The sequence below is a fragment of the Bradyrhizobium sp. BR 10289 genome, assembly GCF_019455385.1.
In the GTDB taxonomy this organism is placed as follows: domain Bacteria; phylum Pseudomonadota; class Alphaproteobacteria; order Rhizobiales; family Xanthobacteraceae; genus Bradyrhizobium.
Map to the genome: position 1 here is coordinate 235,969 of NZ_JACOFR010000002.1, position 18,237 is coordinate 254,205.

18 protein-coding genes are annotated in these 18,237 nt (G+C 65.1%); 2 read left to right on the plus strand and 16 right to left on the minus strand.

The window, feature by feature from the left end; genetic code table 11:
• Positions 1–57: 57 nt before the first annotated feature.
• From tatC to HYH08_RS04685, 9 genes are all read right to left on the minus strand, one after another.
• Positions 58–867 carry a twin-arginine translocase subunit TatC gene (gene tatC, locus HYH08_RS04645; RefSeq protein ID WP_220008571.1) on the minus strand — a complete coding sequence of 270 codons (810 nt, stop codon included), beginning with the start codon at positions 865–867 and terminating at the stop codon, positions 58–60.
• Positions 864–1,373, minus strand: coding sequence for a Sec-independent protein translocase protein TatB (gene tatB, locus HYH08_RS04650; RefSeq protein WP_220008572.1), 510 nt, complete (start codon positions 1,371–1,373; stop codon positions 864–866). The genes tatC and tatB overlap by 4 nt, the downstream gene beginning before the upstream one ends.
• Positions 1,374–1,463: 90 nt before the next feature.
• Complete coding sequence (locus HYH08_RS04655) at positions 1,464–1,697, minus strand: twin-arginine translocase TatA/TatE family subunit (protein WP_195804379.1); 234 nt, start codon at positions 1,695–1,697, stop codon at positions 1,464–1,466.
• 168 nt (positions 1,698–1,865) lie between these two features.
• Positions 1,866–2,618 (minus strand): SMC-Scp complex subunit ScpB, encoded by a 753-nt coding sequence (gene scpB / locus HYH08_RS04660; protein ID WP_220008573.1) that lies wholly within the window; start codon positions 2,616–2,618, stop codon positions 1,866–1,868.
• A 21-nt stretch (positions 2,619–2,639) separates the two neighbouring features.
• On the minus strand, positions 2,640–3,479 hold the full coding sequence (locus HYH08_RS04665; protein ID WP_220008574.1) for a segregation and condensation protein A: 840 nt from the start codon (positions 3,477–3,479) through the stop codon (positions 2,640–2,642).
• On the minus strand, positions 3,476–4,504 hold the full coding sequence (gene nagZ / locus HYH08_RS04670) for a beta-N-acetylhexosaminidase (protein WP_220008575.1): 1,029 nt from the start codon (positions 4,502–4,504) through the stop codon (positions 3,476–3,478). Before nagZ ends, HYH08_RS04665 begins: the two co-directional genes overlap by 4 nt.
• Before the next feature lie 52 nt (positions 4,505–4,556).
• Positions 4,557–6,116 (minus strand): SPOR domain-containing protein, encoded by a 1,560-nt coding sequence (locus HYH08_RS04675; protein ID WP_220008576.1) that lies wholly within the window; start codon positions 6,114–6,116, stop codon positions 4,557–4,559.
• A gap of 141 nt (positions 6,117–6,257) precedes the next feature.
• A complete protein-coding gene (argS, locus tag HYH08_RS04680; RefSeq protein ID WP_220008577.1) occupies positions 6,258–8,048 on the minus strand; it encodes an arginine--tRNA ligase in 1,791 nt (596 codons plus the stop codon).
• A 9-nt stretch (positions 8,049–8,057) separates the two neighbouring features.
• Entirely contained in the window at positions 8,058–9,266 is a 1,209-nt protein-coding gene (locus HYH08_RS04685) for a deoxyguanosinetriphosphate triphosphohydrolase (protein ID WP_220008578.1), read from the minus strand.
• Positions 9,267–9,389: 123 nt separating this feature from the next.
• On the opposite strand from HYH08_RS04685, the gene erpA reads away from it, so the two are divergent.
• Positions 9,390–9,719 carry an iron-sulfur cluster insertion protein ErpA gene (gene erpA, locus HYH08_RS04690; RefSeq protein WP_220008579.1) on the plus strand — a complete coding sequence of 110 codons (330 nt, stop codon included), beginning with the start codon at positions 9,390–9,392 and terminating at the stop codon, positions 9,717–9,719.
• Between the two features lie 168 nt (positions 9,720–9,887).
• Here the strand turns inward: erpA and HYH08_RS04695 are convergent, their stop codons facing one another.
• Complete coding sequence (locus HYH08_RS04695; RefSeq protein WP_220008580.1) at positions 9,888–10,544, minus strand: DUF4272 domain-containing protein; 657 nt, start codon at positions 10,542–10,544, stop codon at positions 9,888–9,890.
• A 121-nt stretch (positions 10,545–10,665) separates the two neighbouring features.
• Positions 10,666–12,975, minus strand: coding sequence for an ATP-binding protein (locus tag HYH08_RS04700; protein ID WP_220008581.1), 2,310 nt, complete (start codon positions 12,973–12,975; stop codon positions 10,666–10,668).
• Between the two features lie 154 nt (positions 12,976–13,129).
• Here HYH08_RS04700 and xth point away from each other — a divergent pair, with 154 nt between their 5' ends.
• Positions 13,130–13,927 carry an exodeoxyribonuclease III gene (gene xth, locus HYH08_RS04705; protein ID WP_220008582.1) on the plus strand — a complete coding sequence of 266 codons (798 nt, stop codon included), beginning with the start codon at positions 13,130–13,132 and terminating at the stop codon, positions 13,925–13,927.
• A 26-nt stretch (positions 13,928–13,953) separates the two neighbouring features.
• On the opposite strand, the gene HYH08_RS04710 is transcribed toward xth, so the two are convergent.
• The 5 genes from HYH08_RS04710 to HYH08_RS04730 form a co-directional block, all read right to left on the minus strand.
• Positions 13,954–14,775 (minus strand): tetratricopeptide repeat protein, encoded by an 822-nt coding sequence (locus tag HYH08_RS04710; protein ID WP_220008583.1) that lies wholly within the window; start codon positions 14,773–14,775, stop codon positions 13,954–13,956.
• Positions 14,762–16,486, minus strand: coding sequence for a dihydroxy-acid dehydratase (gene ilvD, locus HYH08_RS04715; protein WP_220008584.1), 1,725 nt, complete (start codon positions 16,484–16,486; stop codon positions 14,762–14,764). Before ilvD ends, HYH08_RS04710 begins: the two co-directional genes overlap by 14 nt.
• A gap of 454 nt (positions 16,487–16,940) precedes the next feature.
• Entirely contained in the window at positions 16,941–17,525 is a 585-nt protein-coding gene (locus tag HYH08_RS04720; RefSeq protein WP_220008585.1) for a hypothetical protein, read from the minus strand.
• A gap of 70 nt (positions 17,526–17,595) precedes the next feature.
• On the minus strand, positions 17,596–17,826 hold the full coding sequence (locus HYH08_RS04725) for a hypothetical protein (RefSeq protein ID WP_220008586.1): 231 nt from the start codon (positions 17,824–17,826) through the stop codon (positions 17,596–17,598).
• Positions 17,827–17,913: 87 nt separating this feature from the next.
• Positions 17,914–18,171: a hypothetical protein gene (locus HYH08_RS04730; RefSeq protein ID WP_220008587.1), complete on the minus strand. Its 258-nt coding sequence runs from the start codon at positions 18,169–18,171 to the stop codon at positions 17,914–17,916.
• Between the last annotated feature and the right edge of the window lie 66 nt (positions 18,172–18,237).

Consider the following 18,237-nt stretch of genomic DNA (forward strand, 5'->3'; position numbering starts at 1 on the left):
AGCCGCGGCGTACTGGATTCCCCGCTTTCGCGGGGAATGACACCGAGGATGGGGCGCCTACTCGGCCGGGTTGACCGGCGTCGACACGTCAGTGCCGGTAGAGGCTTGCGCCGCCTTCTTCTCCACCATCGCCACCGCGATGATCGAGCCCTCATAGAGCGCCAGCAGGGGAATCGCCAGGGAGCACTGGCTGATCACGTCGGGCGGCGTCAGCACGGCCGCGATGACGAAGGCGATGACGATGAAATAGCGCCGCTTCTCGCGCAGCATCTTCGAGGTGATGATGCCGATGCGGCCGAGCAGCGTCAGGATCACCGGCAGCTGGAAGGCGATGCCGAAGGCGAAGATCAGCGACATCATCAGCGACAGATATTCGCCGACCTTCGGCAACAGCTCGATCTTGGCGGTCTCGTCGCTGCCGAGCTGCTGCATGCCCAGCGAGAAGCGCGCCAGCATCGGGAACACCACGAAATAGACCAGCGCCGCGCCGAGCACGAAGAAGAACGGCGTTGCGACCAGATACGGCAGGAAGGCCTGCTTCTCGTGCTTGTAGAGCCCGGGCGCCACGAACTTGTAGATCTGCGTCGCCACGATCGGGAACGAGATGAAGCCGGCCCCGAACAACGCCAGCTTCAACTGGGTCAGGAAATATTCCAGGAACGCGGTGTAGATCAGCTTGGCGTTGCCGCCGTCTCCGACCGCCAGGACGTAGGGCCACACCAGAACGTTGAAGATCTGCTTGGCGAAGAAGAAGCAGACGATGAAGGCCAGGCCAAAGCCGACCAGCGCCTTGATCAGCCGCGACCGCAGCTCGATCAGATGGTCCATCAAGGGGGCTTTGCTGGCCTCGATATCGGCGTCGGTCATGACGCTTTGACGTCCTTGATCGCTTCGGGCGGCGCGGTGTCCTGGGTCACCGAAGTCTGCGCAGCCTGCGCCTGCTCGACCTCACGGGTGATGGCGAGCGGCTCGTTCACCGCCGCATGGGCCTCGGCCTCCACGAAGGTCTCGGGCGTCGGCGCTTCGGGCGTGCTCGGCGCAACGGGCGGTTCGACCGTGGTGTTGGTGGGCGTCTCGGCCGGCTTGTCCAGCGCATCGACGCGAAGCGCGTCGCTGACGTCCTTCTGGAGCGAGCTCAGCGGATTGAAGCCGGTGGCGGCCTCCTTGACCTCGTCAAAGCTCTTCTTGAGGTCGGCCATCTCGGCCTCGCGCATCGCTTCCTGGAACTGGCCCTGGAATTCGGCGGCCATCTTGCGGGCCTTGGCCATCCACTGGCCGACCATGCGCAGCACGCCCGGTAGCTCTTTCGGGCCGATGGCGATCAGGGCCACGACCCCGATCAGGACCAGTTCACTCCACCCGATGTCGAACATGAGGTCTTCCGTTCACGCCAGCCGGAGCCGGCCCAATCCCTTGCGCGCAGGATCGGGTCCGCACCCCGCGTCTCGCGTGCTTGCTTCGGCTCAGACGGCCTTGCTGCCGACGTCGGACCGTGCCGCGGTCGGCGCGGCGTTGTGCTCGATGGACTTCGAGGGCTCGGGCTTCTCGGCGGGCTTGTCGTCGTCCTGCATGCCCTTCTTGAACGCCTTGATGCCCTGCGCCACGTCGCCCATCAGGTCCGAAATCTTGCCGCGGCCGAACAGCAGCAGGACCACTGCGATCACCAAGATCCAGTGCCAAATGCTGAGTGAACCCATCCTGCAACCCTCCAAACACGCATGGCCGGGGACCCGGCCGATCTTCCCCGAAACCTAGGCGCGGCAGGCCTCAAAAACAAGGACCAAGGCAGCGCCAATTCGCTGTTGGCGCTAGGTAATCCTGCTAGTGTTAACTGGTCGCAGTCAGCCCGTAGAAGGCCGCAAGGATCACTCTTCGCTGCCGCCCTCGCCGCCCTCGTGGCCGCTTTCCGGCGGCGTCTCGGGCTCGACCGCAGGGGCCAGCGCCAGATCGAGGTCCTCGCCGGGTTCCAGCGGATCCTCGTCCTCGCGCAGCTGCGGATCATCCGACGGCGTCGGCACGCTGAAGCCGGTCGGCAGGCGCGAATCCAGCAGGCCCGTGCCCTTCAGCTCCTCCAGACCCGGGAGGTCGCCGAGCTGTTCCAGGGTGAACTGCGACAGGAATTCCTCGGTGGTTCCGAAGGTCAAGGGGCGGCCGGGCGTCTTGCGGCGGCCGCGCGGCTTGATCCAGCCGGTCTCCAGGAGCACGTCGAGCGTGCCCTTCGAGGTCACGACGCCGCGGATCTCCTCGATCTCGGCGCGCGTCACCGGCTGGTGATAGGCGATGATCGCCAGCACCTCGATCGCCGCGCGCGACAGGCGGCGGGTCTCGTGGCTCTCGCGCGTCATCAGCCAGGACAGATCGCCGGCGGTGCGGAACGTCCATTTGTTGGCAACCTTCACGAGGTTGACCCCGCGCGAGGCGTAGTCGGCCTGGAGCTGCTCGAGCGCGACCTTGACGTCAACGCCCTCGGGCATGCGCTTGGCCAGCGTTGCGGTGTCCAGCGGTTCACTCGAGGCAAACAGCAGCGCTTCCAGCAGCCGCAGTTCTTCGGGACGTGCCTGGGGCTCGTTCTCCATCGGCTCGGCCTCTTCTACCCGCACTTCAGCCAGGCTTGCCATGGCAGATTCTCCTTCTTGCACTTAAGCGACCGGCGCGTCGGGCGCAGGAGCTGCGTCCGGGACCGGTTTAGGACGCCCCTTCCGGAAATAGATGGGCGCAAACGCCTCTTTCTGGTTCAGCTCGAGCTGGCCTTCGCGCACCAGCTCGAGCGCCGCGGCGAAGCTCGAGGCGAACACCGTCGCGCGCTGGGTTGGATCGGCGACATGACGGATCAGGAAGTCGTCGAGCACGCCCCAATCGTCCTGCTCGCTGATGCTGCCGACCAGCCGCTCCAGCGTGGCGCGTGCTTCGGCGAGCGACCACACGGTGCGCTTGGCCAGATGCACGCTCGCCAGCACGCGCGACTGGCGCTGCGAGGCATAGGCGGTGAGCAGATCGTACAGGGTTGCGGTGTATTTCGGATGCTTGATCTCGGCGATCTGCTCGGGCTCGCCGCGCGGGAACACGTCGCGCTGCAATTGCGCCCGGTTCATCAGCCGGTTGGCCGCTTCGCGAATGGCCTCGAGACGGCGCAGGCGGTTGGCGAGCGCCGTCGCCATGTCCTCGGCGCTCGGACCTTCCGCGCTCGGCGGCTCCGGCAGCAGCAGGCGCGATTTCAGGAAAGCGAGCCACGCCGCCATCACCAGATAATCGGCGGCAAGCTCCAGCCGGATCTTTCGCGCGGCTTCGATGAAGTGGAGGTACTGGTCGGCCAAGGCCAGGATCGAGATCTTGGCGAGATCGACCTTCTGCTGGCGGGCGAGCGCGAGCAGCAGGTCGAGCGGGCCCTCATAGCCCTCGACGTCCACCACCAGCGCCGGCTCGCCCTCGGCGAGCTCTGCGGGCCGCCCGGTCTCAAACGATAGGATTTCTGCGGTCATGCGGATGCCGTGTTAGCCCGTGCGATCAATGCGTCCAGTTCAGCGCGCCCGGCCGCGCGGTCGAACGGAAGCGGTGCCTTGCGTGCGGCGAGCGCGGCGTTCGCGCGCGCCAGTGCCCTGCCCGACAATTCAGGTGTCTGGCCGGCGACCTCGCGCATCTCCTCGATGTTGCCGTTGCAATGCAGGGCGATGTCGCAACCGGCTGCGAAGATGGCGCGAGTCCGTTCGGCGATATTCCCCGACAGCGCGTTCATCGACACGTCATCACTCATTAACAAACCCTGGAACCCGATTGCGCCGCGAATCACCTGAGCAATCATTGTCGCAGAAGTCGTCGCCGGATGGGCGGGGTCGACCGCGCTAAACACAACATGTGCAGTCATGGCCATCGGCAGATCGGCCAGCGGCTTGAATGCAGCGAAGTCGGTCCGCTCCAGCTCGGCCCTCGGTGTATCGACCGTCGGCAGCTTGAAATGGGTGTCGGCGGTGGCCCGACCATGGCCGGGAATGTGCTTGAGCACCGGCAGCACGCCGCCCTGCTCCAGACCGTCGGTGACTGCGCGGGCGATCGCCGCAACCTTGCCCGGCTCCGTGCCATAGGCCCGGTTCCCGATGACGGCGTCAGCGCCCGCAACCGGCACGTCGGCCAGCGGCAAGCAATCCACGGTAATGCCGAGATCGGCGAGATCCGCGGCGATCAGCCGGGCGCTGAGGCGCGCCGCGGTGAGCCCGAGCGCCGAATCAGCGTCGTACAAGGTCGAGAAGATCGCCCCCGGCGGATAGACCGGCCAGTGCGGCGGACCGAGCCGCTGCACCCGCCCACCCTCCTGGTCGATCAGGACAGGCGCATCGGGCGCTTCTCCGGCCGCCCGCAATTCCGCAACCAGCGCAGCCACTTGAGCCGGGGTCGCGACATTCCGCTTGAAGAGGATGAAGCCCCATGGGCGGTGCGCACGGATAAACTCCCGCTCGACAGCGGTCAGTTCCGTTCCGGATACGCCCGTAATGAAGGCCCGCGTGCTCATAACGGCCGATTAACCCTGCCCCGTCAGGGGGTCAAGGAAACGGCCGATAATACTACGGGATAAAGCACTGCCCGCCGGCCGCCATCAGCTCCTTGCAGAACTGCGAGGCCTCCTGGCGCGTCCGGTAAGGGCCGACCAGCGCACGGTATTTGACCTTGCCGTCCGACAATTCGGTCCGCCGGATCACCGCCGAGCGTGAGCCCAGAACCGACGGATATTTGCCCTGCGTCACGCGGTACGATTCCCTTGCCGCAGCTTCGGTGTCTTGGGACGACACCGACACCATGACGCCCTGGCTCTCGGGAGGAGCCGCGCTTGGCGCGATCTGGGTGGGATTGGTGGCCGCCATCCGCTGCGTCGGCTCGGCGGCGGGCGCCGATTGCGGTGCCAGCGAGAGCGGCTGGTTGGCACTGGCATTGGCCGAGGTCGGCGGATTGCGTGGCGCGGCAACAGGCTTCGGCGCCGTTGCGGCGGGCTTTGCAGCAGTTTGCGGCGCAGCGCTGTCGGTCTGGTCGCCCTTCACGGCGACGGTACGGATCGGGCGCGGCGTGTTGGCCGGCATCGTGCCGTTGCTCGGGATCGGACCCGCGCTCGGCGGCGGCAAGGTGGACGGCGACACGCTCGCAACCGACGGCGGGTTCGTATTCGGGGTCAGCGGCGGCAGCACGACACGGGGACCGCTCGCCCTGGCGTTGACGTCGACAGGCGCTTCCTCGCGCGGCACGATCTTCTCGGTGCCGTCGCCACTCGCCATGCGATCGGGCACCTTGGCCGAAGAATCCGTCGGCGCCGGCACGATCTTGGTCGGGGTGTTGTCGGCCTTGATGATCGGCGGCTCGCCGCTGCGAGGCGAACCGACATAGGTCTTGTAGGCGAACGCAGCGCCCGTCCCGACCACGGCCAGCGCCAGGATCGCTGCGACCGTCATGAGGCCGCCGCGCTGCTTCTTCGGCTCGTCGAGATCGGCCTCGGGATAATCGCTCTGGAACGCGTAAGGATCGTCAGGATAAGCGGGATCGCGCTGATAGTCTTGCTCGCCCGCCTCCAGCCGTCCGTAGAGCTGATCGTCATAGCGCGACGGATCGGGCTGCTGGTGCGGCTCCTGATAAGCCTGGTCCTGATAGGCCTGATCGTGCTGCTGGTAGGCCTGATCCTGATAAGCCTGATCCTGGTAAGCGTGATCCTGACGGGCCTGAGCTTGATAGGCCTGCGACTGATGGAAATCAGGTGCGGGCGCGGCCGGCTGGGCGGAATAACGATGCAACGGATGAACCGGGTTGACCGAGACGGGATAGTCAGGTTCCGGCGCGGGCGCCGGCGGCGCCTGCACGTTGGCGCGGCGCATCCATGAGGGCGGACCGGGCGGCGGCGCAGCCGGCTCGGCATAGTCCTGCTGATCATCGTCCTGCTGATAGTCGTCGCGATAGCCTTCCGACGGCGGAGGCGGTGTCGGCGAGTGCGCGCTGGGCCGGCCCTGCGCAGCGAATGGATCGGTCTGTCCGATCAGGCGGGCGAGCTCGGCCAGGGGATCATTTTCCACCTTGCCATGCTGGTCGCCACCGCGACCGTAGTCATCGGAGGGAAACGGTCTATCCTGATATCGTTCGGCCATCGTGATGATGCGTCCCTTCGGGAAAGCCGCGCGCCCCCTCGACCAAGGTACGGCTTTCGACCCACAAGGCTTTCAACCAAATCTAAGCGATCCGGCTTCTGCCGGTACCCCCGATATTCCCCTTAAGTAGTTCGCCCCAAACTACCGCATCTCGTCCGGAGCATGGACGCCGAGGATGGCGAGGCCCGATGCCAGGACAGAGACGACGCCCTGGACCATAGCCAGTCGCGCCTTTGTTAGAACTGCATCATTATTGATAATGAAGCGTAAATAGGGCAAATCGCGCCCTTTCGTCCAAAGTGCGTGAAATTCGCTCGCTAAGTCATAGAGATAAAAGGCAATACGGTGCGGCTCGTGGGCCGCGGCGGCGGCTTCCAGCATCCGCGGATAAATTGCGAGGCGCTTGAGAAGATCGAGCTCCACGGGGTCCGACAGCCGTTCCACCTCCGACTCACCCAGCCAGGCGATGCGCTTGCCGGCATCCTCGGGCAGGTCCGGGAACATCTCCGCCCGGGCGTTGCGGAAGATCGAGTGGCCGCGGGCGTGGCCGTACTGGACGTAGAACACCGGGTTGTCGCGCGACTGTTCCATGACCTTGGCGAGGTCGAAGTCGAGCACCGCGTCATTCTTGCGGTAGAGCATCATGAAGCGGACGGCATCCTGGCCGACTTCATCCACCACCTCACGCAAGGTGACGAAGTCCCCGCTCCGCTTGGACATTTTCACCGGCTCGCCGTTGCGCAGCAGCTTCACGAGCTGGACGATCTTGACGTCGAGAGAGCCTTTGCCCGAGGTCGTCGCCTTCACCGCCGCCTGCATGCGCTTGATGTAGCCGCCATGGTCGGCGCCCCAGACGTCGATCATCTCCGCAAAACCACGGTCGAACTTGTTCTTGTGGTAGGCGATGTCGGAGGCGAAGTAGGTGTAGGAATTGTCCGACTTGATCAGCGGACGATCGACGTCGTCGCCGTAAGCGGTCGCCTTGAACAGCAACTGCTCGCGGTCTTCCCAGTCCTCGACCGGCGCCCCCTTCGGCGGCGGCAGGCGCCCCTCGTAGATGTCGCCCTTGGCCCTGAGGAAATCGATGGTCTCGGCAACCTTGTTGTTGCCGGTCTCGATCAGCGAGCGCTCCGAGAAGAACACGTCGTGGCGGATGTTGAGCGCGGCGAGATCATCCTTGATCTCGTCCATCATCATCGCGATCGCCTTGGCGCGCACCGTCGGCAGCCATTGTGCCTCGCTCATCGCGAGCAGCTTGTCGCCGTGCTCCTTGGCGAGCGCCGCACCGACAGGCTTGAGGTAGTCGCCGGGATAGAGGCCTTCCGGGATCGCGCCGATGTCCTGGCCGAGCGCCTCGCGATAACGAAGGAACGCCGAGCGCGCGAGCACGTCGACCTGCGCACCGGCGTCGTTGATGTAATATTCGCGGGTGACGTCGTGACCGCCGAACTCGAGCAGGCTCGCCAGCGCATCGCCGAACACGGCGCCGCGGCAATGGCCGACATGCATCGGGCCGGTCGGGTTGGCAGAGACGTATTCGACATTGACCTTGGAGCCGCCGCGGACACGGCCGTAATCGGCACCCTCGCGCAGCACGGTGCGCAGCGCCTCGGCCCAGGCGGCAGGCTTCAGGGTCAGATTGATGAAGCCGGGACCGGCGACGTCGACCTTGGCGATCAGCGCGTCCGCCCTCAGCTTCTCGGCGATCTGCTCGGCCAGATCGCGCGGCTTTGCCTTTGCCTCTTTCGCAAGCACCATGGCAGCGTTGGTCGCCATATCGCCATGGGAGGCATCGCGCGGCGGCTCGACCACCACGCGCGAAAAATCGATGCCCTCGGGCCAGTTGGCGTCCGCGGCGAGCGCGCGGCAGGCGGCGTGCACGCGTGCGAGCACGTCGGCGAACAGATGCGGTGCTGAAGCTGTGTCGGGCATGGCCGCCGCCTAACGCAAATCCGGGGTCGAGTCAAAGAGCCGCTGGTGCTCGGTCAGGGCGAAACGGTCGGTCATTCCGGCAATGAAATTGCCGATCCGGCGGGCCCGGTCGCCCTCATTATCAGCCTCAGCGCCGAGCAGCCATTCCGGCGGCAGGTCGGCCGGCGATTTCAGGTATTTTTCGAACAGGTCAAACAGGATCTGCTCGGCCTCCCCCATCACCCGCATCACCCGCTTGTGGCGATACATGTGCTGGTACAAGAAGCGCTTGATGGCGGCCTCCTCCTCGGCGACCTCCTGGGGGAACGCGACCAGCGCCCGGCTGTGCTGGCGCACGTCTTGGGCCGATTGCGGCTTCGCCGCATCGAGGTTCTTTCGCGTCTGGCTGAACACCGCGCCGATCAGGTGCGAGATCAGCTCGCGCACCAGTTCAGCCCCGCGCCTGACATCTTCGAGGTCGGGGTAATGCGCCGAGGTCTCGGCGATGATCTCCGCGGTCAGCGGCATCACCTTGAGATCGTCGAGCTGGAATAGGCCGGCGCGCAGGCCGTCATCGATGTCGTGCGCGTCATAGGCGATGTCGTCGGCGAGCGCGGCGACCTGGGCTTCGAGCGAGGCAAAACTCCACAGCTCGAGATCATAGGTCTTGATGTAGTCGGCGATCCCGATGGGAACGCCGTACTCGCGATACCGGCCAACCGGCGCACCGCTGCGGTCGGTGAGCGGGCCGTTGTGCTTGACGATGCCCTCCAGCGACTCCCAAGTCAGATTCAGGCCGTCGAACTCGGGATAGCGGTGCTCCAGCGAGCCGACGACGCGCAAGGTCTGGGCGTTGTGGTCGAAGCCGCCAAAGTCCTTCAGGCAGGCATCCAGCGCCCGCTCGCCGGCATGGCCGAACGGCGGATGGCCGAGATCGTGGGCGAGCGCCAAGGTTTCGGTGAGATCCTCGTCCAGCCCGAGCTGGCGCGCCAGCGCGCGGGCGATCTGGGCCACCTCCAGAGAATGGGTCAGCCGGGTCCGGTAATGGTCGCCCTCGTGGAACACGAACACCTGGGTCTTGTACTTCAGGCGGCGGAACGCGGTGGAATGGATCACCCGATCGCAATCCCGCCGGAACGGGCTGCGGGTCCGGCTCGGGGGCTCGGCGACCAGCCGGCCGCGGCTGCGGTCGGGATCGCAGGCATAGGGCGCGCGGGGAGCTGCCATTCCGACGGACACGACGAATTTAGTCCCTATCCATTTGATTCTGCGTATCCTTGCACTTAACTATGCCGGACGCGGGATACCAAATGAATTGGCCAAATGAACTTGGTGTGACCGCGGGCCTATCGGAGACGAGCCATGACGACTGCCGTGACCATCAGTGACCGTGCCGCCCGCCGGATCGGGGAGATCCTCAAGGGCGAAGGCACAGGCGCGATGCTGCGCATCTCGGTCGAGGGCGGCGGCTGCTCCGGCTTCCAGTACAAGTTCGACATCGACCGCGCGCGCGGCGAGGACGATCTCGTGATCGAGCAGGAGAATGCGGTGGTGCTGGTCGATTCCGCCTCGCAGCCGTTCCTCGCGGGCTCCCAAGTCGATTTTGTCGACGACCTGATCGGCGCCTCGTTCCGCGTCAACAATCCGAACGCGACGGCGTCCTGCGGCTGCGGGACAAGCTTCTCGATCTGACGGGCGGCTTAGTCAGGCACGCGCCTGGCAGCTTGGAAACGGCGTGATCCGTAGCAGGCAGATACTACAAGAACGCGCGAAGCTCGTCAGTTGCGCCAGTTGACACCCAAACCCGAGAGAGCGCCCAGGCTCGGCCGTCGTCCCGGATGCCGGCCGCCTCGATCGAGGTCAGGTATGGGTCCAGACATCATCCCACCCTCCTTCGTCGTACCCGATCAGCCAATTTAAGGCGTGGTGTCTTTCCTGGGTCACGCCGGGATCGAGACCTGCAGGTACTGGCTGTCCTTTGATGCGCGCGTTTGTTACAGCCCAGTGATATCTGTAGATCAGATCGGCCTGATCAAGAATCTGGTCGATCGGACGAAGTTCGGAGTCTGCGATGAACTGAGAGGTTGTCCTTTCGGCCATCGTTCCTGCGGCATATTCCACGTCGCAAATCCGATCTGGCTTGCCCAGCTCCGCCACGAAGCCCAATGCCCAAAGCAAAGCCCACGCAGCTTCGTGCCTCCATGTGAACTGTATCCGGTCGTGCTCAGAAGGGGATTTGTCGAGGACGAAGGCAAGCTCCTTGGGAGTGAGATGCGGCCGGAGTTCGTAGGATTCCAGAAGATGTTCGGCTAACTCCTCTCCAAGTCCTTCGCCCTTTGCAGCAACGAAAAGGACACAGAGAGCGCGGAACGCGACCTCCTCCTTGGATCGTTTCAGCGCCTCAGCGGCTGTATCGATCACGGGCAGTTGGGCAAAGAAAGGTACGCCCTCGGCTCGAAGGACCGCTTCCGATCTGAGCTTTCTCTCAGCAGCTTCCGCCGGCACTTCCCAGTTCATGGCGACCTCAAACGCTTGCGACGGACGCTATATCACGAGACGTGAAAGCCGAACAGCGAAGGTTGTCAAGCGATCAAGAAACTAGTCTGGATTGTTGTGGCAGATAAACGGTTCTGCGCGGTTACGCACCGATGATCTGTCTCTCGTCGTCCGTCGACTCGACATCGTCAGGCATCAGTTCGGGCTGCAGCGGCGCGTCCTCCGCCATCACGTGGCCGTCCAGCGCGCGCAGCAGCGCCGTGACCAGCGCCGGCTTGCGCAGCGGCTTGGCCAAAAAGTCCGACATACCGGCCTCGCGGCAGATCTTGACGTCCTCAGGGAAGGCATTGGCGGTCAGCGCGATGATCGGCAGCGAGGAAAAGCGCCCGCCTTCCGCGCGGATCGCGCGGGTTGCGGCGAGGCCGTCCATCTCGGGCATGCGCACGTCCATCAGCACGATGTCGTAATCGCCTTCGGACACCGCCGCGACAGCCTCGACGCCGTCGCTGACGACGCGCAGCTCGACCTCGAACGCACCGAGCATCTTGCTCACGACCATGCGGTTGACGGCATCGTCCTCGGCGACCAGCACCTTCAAGGGCCGATCAAGTTCGGCAATACGCGCCTTGAGTTCGTCGATCTCGTCACGGCCTGCATCCTGGTCGGACGCCTGCGCCTGGCTCCAGGGCAGCACCAGCGTGAAGCGGAAGGTCGAGCCCTCGCCCGGCGTCGAGGTGACGCCGATGGTGCCGCCCATCTGCTCGATGATGCGCCGTGAGATCGCAAGGCCAAGCCCGGTGCCGCCGAAGCGGCGGCTGATCGAGGCGTCGGCCTGGGCGAAGTCGCTGAACAGCTGTCCGAGTTTTTCGGGCGCAATGCCGATGCCGCTGTCGGTGACCGTCCATTCGACGGTGGCGAGCAGATCGCGGCGCGCCTGACACCGCGCCGAGATCGTCACCTCGCCGCTATCCGTGAACTTCACCGCGTTGGAGGCGAGGTTGAGCAGCACCTGGCGGATGCGCGCGACATCGCCGCGCAGCGTCGGCGGCAGGTTCGGATCGAGCTCGACCTTCACCGCGATCCCCTTGCTCTTGGCGCTCGCGCGCGCAACGGTCGCGACTGTCTCGACCAGCGCCTGTGGCGCGAAGTCGATCGCCTCGAACTGGAAGCGTCCGGCCTCCAGCTTGGACAGGTCGAGGATGTCGTTGAGGATGCGCTGGAGATTGTCACCGGACTCGCGGATCGTGGTGACGGCCTCGCGCTGCTCCGCATCGAGTTTGGTCTCCAGCAGCATGCTGGCAAGGCCGAGCACGCCGTTCATCGGCGTGCGGATCTCGTGGCTCATCACCGCCAGAAAGTCCGACTTGGCGCGGCTTTCGGCCTCGGCCTTCTCGGCGCGCCAGCGCTCGGTGACGTCGCGGCCGAAGCCGCGATAGCCCAGAAATTGCCCGTCGCGGTCATAGGCCGGCTTTGCCGTCAGCGACCACAGCCGCGCCTCGCCGCCGGCGACGACCTTGATGTTCATCTCGTGCAGCGGCTCGGCGTGCTCCATCAGGCCGACGACATTGTAGGCGGCCGCCTTGTCCTCGGGGCAGAGCATGTCGAGCACGTCCGCAAAGTGCGAGCCTTTCAGCAGCGGCAACGGCAGCTGCGCGACATCAGCGAAGCGCTGGGGGACGTCGACAAGGTGTCCCTCGGCGTCGGTCTGCCACAGCCAGTCGCTGGCGTTCTCCTGAAAGTCCTTCAGCAGCAGCGAGATGATCTCGGTCTGCCGTTCGAGCTCGAGCTGGGCCTTGAGATTGCCGAGGAACAGATTGCCTTGCGAGACGATGTTGCGCGCCATGAAGAAGGCGAACAGCATCAGGAACACCGCCGTCACCAGATACGGCCCGGTGCCGCACAGCAGCAGCGCACCGGCGCAGCCGACGGTCATGGTGGCGAGATAGACGAGGCCCGCGCGCGGGAACGTCGACAGCGTGAAGGCGCCGCCCGACATCATGCCGACCATCAGGCAGGCCAGGATCAGCTGGCTGGTCGGCTCGATCCGGCTGAACAACGCGAGCGGCAGCGTGCCCCAGATCGCGGCGAGGAAGAACGCCTGCCGCAGCATCTGCCGCGCGGCGCGGGGCGAAGCTTCCTGGGGCGGGTTCTTGTGCGAGCGCCGCCATGAGCGCACCGCGAGCGAGGCGGTGGCACCAAGCGTCAGGCCCCAGATCGCGAGAAAATCGTTCCAGCCCCGGCCCCAGAACAGGATCAGCACGATGGCGACGTTGAGCATGGTGACGGCCATCGTCACCGGGATCAGCCGGGTCACCGCGTCGATCTGCTTGGCGCGGATCCGGCGCAGCTCGCGCTCGCTGAGACCCACGGTCAAACCGTCCTCGATCTCGAAGCCACCGAGCCAGTACAGGAAGGCACCGATCAGGCCGTCTTGCGGCTCAATTCGCTTCATGAATTTTGTCCGGCCATCCCGTTCGAAAACCTTTCAGTATCAATGGCGCGGAGCCGGCTTAAGCCGGGTTAATTTTGTGGGAGATTTTGCGGCGTCCTTGACGGGAGCGTTAGCGGTTTGTTCTAACCGTGGCCCCTGGTCCGGAGCCGCCCCTATGCCCATCAGAGTTGCCACCTGGAACGTCAATTCGGTCCGGCAGCGGATCGACCTGCTGCTGACCTGGCTGAAGGAGTGCCAGCCGGACATCGTCTGCCTGCAGGAGATCAAATGCGTCGACGAGGCGTTCCCGCGGCTGGAGATCGAGGCGCTGGGCTACAACGTCGTCACCCACGGGCAGAAGACCTTCAACGGCGTCGCGCTGCTCTCAAAGCTCCGCTTCGACGAGACCAAGTCGGGCCTCGCCGGTGACGACGAGGACGCCCATGCCCGCTTCCTCGAGGGCGTGGTGACGCTCAAATCCGGCGTGCTGCGCATCGCCTGCCTTTATCTGCCCAACGGCAACCCGGTCGGGACCGAGAAATATCCCTACAAGCTCAAATGGATGTCGCGGCTTCTTGAGTATTCGAAGGAGCGCCTCAAGACCGAGGAGCCGCTGATCCTCGCAGGCGACTTCAACGTCATCCCGCATGCCCGCGACGTCCATAACCCGGCCGCCTGGACCGAGGACGCCCTGTTCAAGCCGGCGACGCGGGAGAGCTTTCAGGCCCTGCTCGGCCTCGGCCTGACCGATGCGCTGCGGGCCGTCACCGACGAGGGCGGGCTCTACACCTTCTGGGATTACCAGGCCGGTGCCTGGCAGAAGAACCACGGCCTGCGGATCGACCATCTGCTGCTGTCGCCGCAGGCCAGCGACAAGCTCGCCAATGTCGGGATCGACAGCTATGTGCGGGCCTGGGAGAAGCCGTCGGACCACGTGCCGGTGTGGGCGGACCTGGATCTGGAGGCGGCGTAACGCCGCCTCACCCGACCTTACCCGCCCTACTCGCGGCGGCCCTGCACCCACTGCTCCAGCATCTGCAGGCACATGGCGCGGTCGTCGTCGGAGGCTTTGGCGAAAGCGCGGTTATAGCTTTCCTTGATCCAGATCTCGTCGGTGCCAGCGCTGTCACGGGCCAGCGTCAGCCACATCAGGCCGCGCGCGGCCTGCCGCGGAACGCGGTCGCCGTTGAACAGCATTTGGCCGAGCAGCGCCTGCGCCTCGTGCTGGCCCTTCTGGGCGGCAAGGCCGAGCCAGCGGGCGCCATAGCGGAAATCCTCGCGCGAGGCGTCCGGGGTCTTCAGGTACAGCCGGGCGAGATCATACTGGGCGTCCGCATTGCCGAAATAGGAGGCGGCATAGGAGAACATCTCCCGCGCGCGGTCCTGGTCCGGCTTGATCTTCGAGTTCGGGATGCCGTTCAGGTAGTAACGACCGAGCGCGACGAAGGCGTTGGCCACGATCTGCGCCTGCGGCGCCGACGGGCTGTCGTCGGCATGGGCGTTGGCGATCCGGCTGAAATATTCGAAGGCGCGCACATCGTCCTGGGCGACGCCGTCGCCATTGGCGTACATGCGGCCGAGCTTGAACTGGGCGCCGGGATGACCGCCTTCGGCGGCATATTGCAACGCGCTGAGAGACGTTTCCTGGGCCGGCGCCGGCACCTTGCTGCGCACGGTGCCCGCAGCACCCGGCAAGGTCGTCACGACGGGGATGGTCGCGTCCTTGTTGTTGACCGGCGCGCCATCAAAGGCGAGCGCCGGCGCGGCCAGCGCACCGGCCCCCAACACAAACGCAACAATGGCACGCCTAGATGTCCGCATAGCACTGTTTCTCGTGCGCGCCGCCCGGATGGGTCACTGCCCCCCCGACTGCTGGTCCAACCTGCTGAGCATATTTCCAGAGCGCACCCGACGTGTGGTTAGTCGCGCGAGCCGCCCATTTGGTCTTGCGCTGAGCCAGCTCAGCGTCACTCAATTTTACGTTAAGGGTACCGATGTCGGCGTCGATCTCGATGATGTCGCCATCCTCGAGCAGCCCGATTGGGCCGCCGACCGCCGCCTCGGGCCCGACATGGCCGATGCAGAAGCCTCTCGTGGCGCCGGAGAAGCGGCCGTCGGTGATGAGCGCGATCTTGCCGCCCATGCCCTGCCCGGTCAGCGCCGCGGTGGTCTGGAGCATCTCCCGCATGCCGGGGCCGCCCTTGGGGCCCTCGTAGCGGATCACGATGACTTCGCCTTCTCGGTAGGTGCGGTTCTGAACGGCCTCGAACGCATCCTCCTCCCGGTCGAAGCACCTGGCCGGACCGGTAAACTTGAGGTTGGACATGCCCGCGACTTTCACGATCGCACCTTCTGGCGCCAGATTGCCCTTCAGGCCGACCACACCGCCTGTCACGGTGATGGGCTTGTCTGCCGGGTGCACCACGTCCTGGTGCGGATTCCACTTCACGCTTTTGAGGTTTTCGGCGATCGTTCGACCGGTGACCGTAATGCAGTCGCCGTGGAGAAATCCGTTGTCGAGCAGCGTCTTCATCAGAAGCGGTATGCCACCTACTTCAAACATGTCTTTGGCGACATAACGGCCACCCGGCTTCAAATCCGCGACATAAGGTGTCTTTTTGAAGATTTCGGCGACGTCGAACAGGTCGAACTTGATGCCGCACTCATGCGCGATCGCCGGCAGGTGCAGCGCAGCATTGGTCGAGCCGCCGGACGCGGCGACCACGGCCGCCGCGTTCTCCAGCGCCTTGCGGGTGACGATGTCGCGCGGCCGGATGTTTTGCGCGATCAGGTCCATCACCTTCTCGCCCGCTGTCATGCAGAACGCGTCGCGGATCTCGTACGGTGCCGGGGCACCAGCCGAGTAAGGTAGCGCAAGACCGATGGCTTCCGAGACGGTCGCCATGGTGTTGGCGGTGAACTGCGCGCCGCAAGCGCCCGCCGAGGGGCACGCCACGCGCTCGATCTCGTCGAGGTCCTCGTCCGACATGGCGCCGACGGAGTGCTTGCCGACCGCCTCGAACATGTCCTGCACGGTGACCTGCTGCCCGCGGAAATTGCCGGGCAGGATCGAGCCGCCATAAATGAAAATCGAGGGCACGTTGAGGCGGACCATCGCCATCATCATGCCCGGCAGCGACTTGTCGCAGCCGGCGAGCCCAACGAGGGCGTCATAGGCGTGGCCGCGCACGGTCAGCTCGACCGAGTCCGCGATGCATTCGCGCGACGGCAACGAGGAGCGCATGCCGTCATGGCCCATGGCGATGCCGTCGGTGACGGTGATGGTGCAGAACTCGCGCGGCGTGCCGCCGGCGGATGCAACGCCCTTCTTCACCGCCTGCGCCTGACGCATCAGGGCGATGTTGCAGGGCGCAGCCTCGTTCCAGCACGAGGCGACGCCGACGAAGGGCTGGTGGATCTGCTCGGTGGTCAGACCCATGGCGTAGAAGTAGGACCGATGGGGCGCGCGCGCAGGACCTTCCGTCACGTGACGGCTCGGCAGCCTCTGCTTGATGTTGGTCTTGGCGTCCATCGCGACCAGTTTCCTTGGTCCAGTTTCCTTGGCGAACCCTTGTCAGACCCGGAACATGAGACCCAAGATTTGAATCGACCTTGGGATTTTCCAGCGCCTGCAAGGGACCAGCCCAGTCCCTGAAACATTAGAGTGATTTTATTCATGTTTGGGTGTGGCCAAAAAGCGGCGGTGATGCGAACCACCGGTGGTGAAGGTTAAATCCACCGTGGGTGTTGCGGAGACAGCACATTCGTTACCGGGAAGACACGGGTGCGCTTACTGAAATACCCTTCCGAATATGACAATTCGCAACTTGAAATTTCAAAACGGGAACATCGCGCCCGACTTGCTTGCGATGACAACAAACAACGCGAGTGAGTCGCCGCGGACACTCGTCCCGTGAAGGCGTTTGGGCCTTCGAGTTTGTTGAGACGGAGTCTGTCGCCTTGCGGCGGTGGCTTCAAGAAGCCGCTCAGGCCGACATCGCGCCCTTGCGACCGAACGGCCGAACCAGCCGCACGATCTCACAGGCAGCAACGAGCCCGGCGAGCCAGACCGCGCTGGTCAATCCGATGCGCGTGACGATGGCGGCGGTGAAGGCGCCCTCGCCGCCGAGGAGCGGCGTCGCGGCGAACAGCGCGAGCTCATAGGCCGCAAAGGCGGCGACGAACGCGATCGCCAGCCTCAGCGGCGTGCGGCCCTGCGGGAGCACGCGAAGCACGGCCGACGAGACGGCGGTTGCGAGCAGCGCCGCAGCGCCGATGACAAAACCCCAGGCGATGGTGCTGCCATCGGCGGGATAGTGCAGCGCGCCGAAACCGATGCCCTGGTTCACGAGCCACGCCCCGGTGACGACGAGCAGCGCCGGACGCAGCGGCAGCATCGCGGCCGCAACGACGGCGAAGGCCGCGAACGGCGTTGCGCAGGCCAGTGCAATGCTCGCGAGCAGGCACGACGCCGTCAGCAGCGCAAAGCCGAACATTGGCGCGAGACGCGGCGCGACTGGATGAAGGCGGAAACAATCGGCATGGGGTGAAGGCATGTCGGCAGGCATCATGGATCTCCTGGCGACCATCCTAGCACATTTGCCTGCAGGCTTCGATTGACATGCGCGCGAGCAACGGACGTCACGAGCTCCGGGCCGACTCCCGCTCCGCCTGCGTCCGGATCACCGCACGCTCGCCGGCGTCGACAAGCTGGCCGATGCCGGTCCTCCCTGCGAGCGCGCTGCGGATGATGTTTTCGGCGACCAACCTGCGTAAGCCAAGATCGTCGCCGCGGGAACGATTGCGGCAGACGCGGTCCAGCGCCAGCTTCATGTTGATCCGTGTGCGGATGTCGAAATGCTCGCTGATCATGCGCCAGCCTCGATGCGTTGATGTCGGCGCGGAAACGCTTCCGGAGCGGCAGGGTTCCCAAGGGGAGCACAAGGGGAGCAGGGCGGCCTACGTTCGCCCTCGCGGGCGCTGAGCCTGCGCCCAGGCAATGCTGACGTGGCGCGGCGGAACGTCCAGGCGCCGGATTGGCGTCAGCTCGCCCGAGGCCGAGACGATCGCGGTCTCCTCGCGGCGGCAGCGCGGACAGACGAAGCGGACCTCGTGCGGCGACGCCGACCAGCTCGACCGTTTGACATTGGCGGCCATCGGCCAGGCCTCGCAATGCGAGCATGACACCAGAAAGCGACCGGGATCGAGCATACCCATTCCATCGGACTCCGCGTCCTGCCGCCACCTCAATGATTATCCTATGTGAATCGTTCCGGTGCCCCC

Coding starts and splice junctions, on each gene's coding strand:
- tatC (WP_220008571.1), bottom strand. CDS start 867: ATGACCGACGCCGATATCGAGGCCAGCAAAGCCCCCTTGATGGACCAT.
- tatB (WP_220008572.1), bottom strand. CDS start 1,373: ATGTTCGACATCGGGTGGAGTGAACTGGTCCTGATCGGGGTCGTGGCC.
- HYH08_RS04655 (WP_195804379.1), bottom strand. CDS start 1,697: ATGGGTTCACTCAGCATTTGGCACTGGATCTTGGTGATCGCAGTGGTC.
- scpB (WP_220008573.1), bottom strand. CDS start 2,618: ATGGCAAGCCTGGCTGAAGTGCGGGTAGAAGAGGCCGAGCCGATGGAG.
- HYH08_RS04665 (WP_220008574.1), bottom strand. CDS start 3,479: ATGACCGCAGAAATCCTATCGTTTGAGACCGGGCGGCCCGCAGAGCTC.
- nagZ (WP_220008575.1), bottom strand. CDS start 4,504: ATGAGCACGCGGGCCTTCATTACGGGCGTATCCGGAACGGAACTGACC.
- HYH08_RS04675 (WP_220008576.1), bottom strand. CDS start 6,116: ATGGCCGAACGATATCAGGATAGACCGTTTCCCTCCGATGACTACGGT.
- argS (WP_220008577.1), bottom strand. CDS start 8,048: ATGCCCGACACAGCTTCAGCACCGCATCTGTTCGCCGACGTGCTCGCA.
- erpA (WP_220008579.1), top strand. CDS start 9,390: ATGACGACTGCCGTGACCATCAGTGACCGTGCCGCCCGCCGGATCGGG.
- HYH08_RS04695 (WP_220008580.1), bottom strand. CDS start 10,544: ATGAACTGGGAAGTGCCGGCGGAAGCTGCTGAGAGAAAGCTCAGATCG.
- HYH08_RS04700 (WP_220008581.1), bottom strand. CDS start 12,975: ATGAAGCGAATTGAGCCGCAAGACGGCCTGATCGGTGCCTTCCTGTAC.
- xth (WP_220008582.1), top strand. CDS start 13,130: ATGCCCATCAGAGTTGCCACCTGGAACGTCAATTCGGTCCGGCAGCGG.
- HYH08_RS04710 (WP_220008583.1), bottom strand. CDS start 14,775: ATGCGGACATCTAGGCGTGCCATTGTTGCGTTTGTGTTGGGGGCCGGT.
- ilvD (WP_220008584.1), bottom strand. CDS start 16,486: ATGGACGCCAAGACCAACATCAAGCAGAGGCTGCCGAGCCGTCACGTG.
- HYH08_RS04720 (WP_220008585.1), bottom strand. CDS start 17,525: ATGATGCCTGCCGACATGCCTTCACCCCATGCCGATTGTTTCCGCCTT.
- HYH08_RS04725 (WP_220008586.1), bottom strand. CDS start 17,826: ATGATCAGCGAGCATTTCGACATCCGCACACGGATCAACATGAAGCTG.
- HYH08_RS04730 (WP_220008587.1), bottom strand. CDS start 18,171: ATGGGTATGCTCGATCCCGGTCGCTTTCTGGTGTCATGCTCGCATTGC.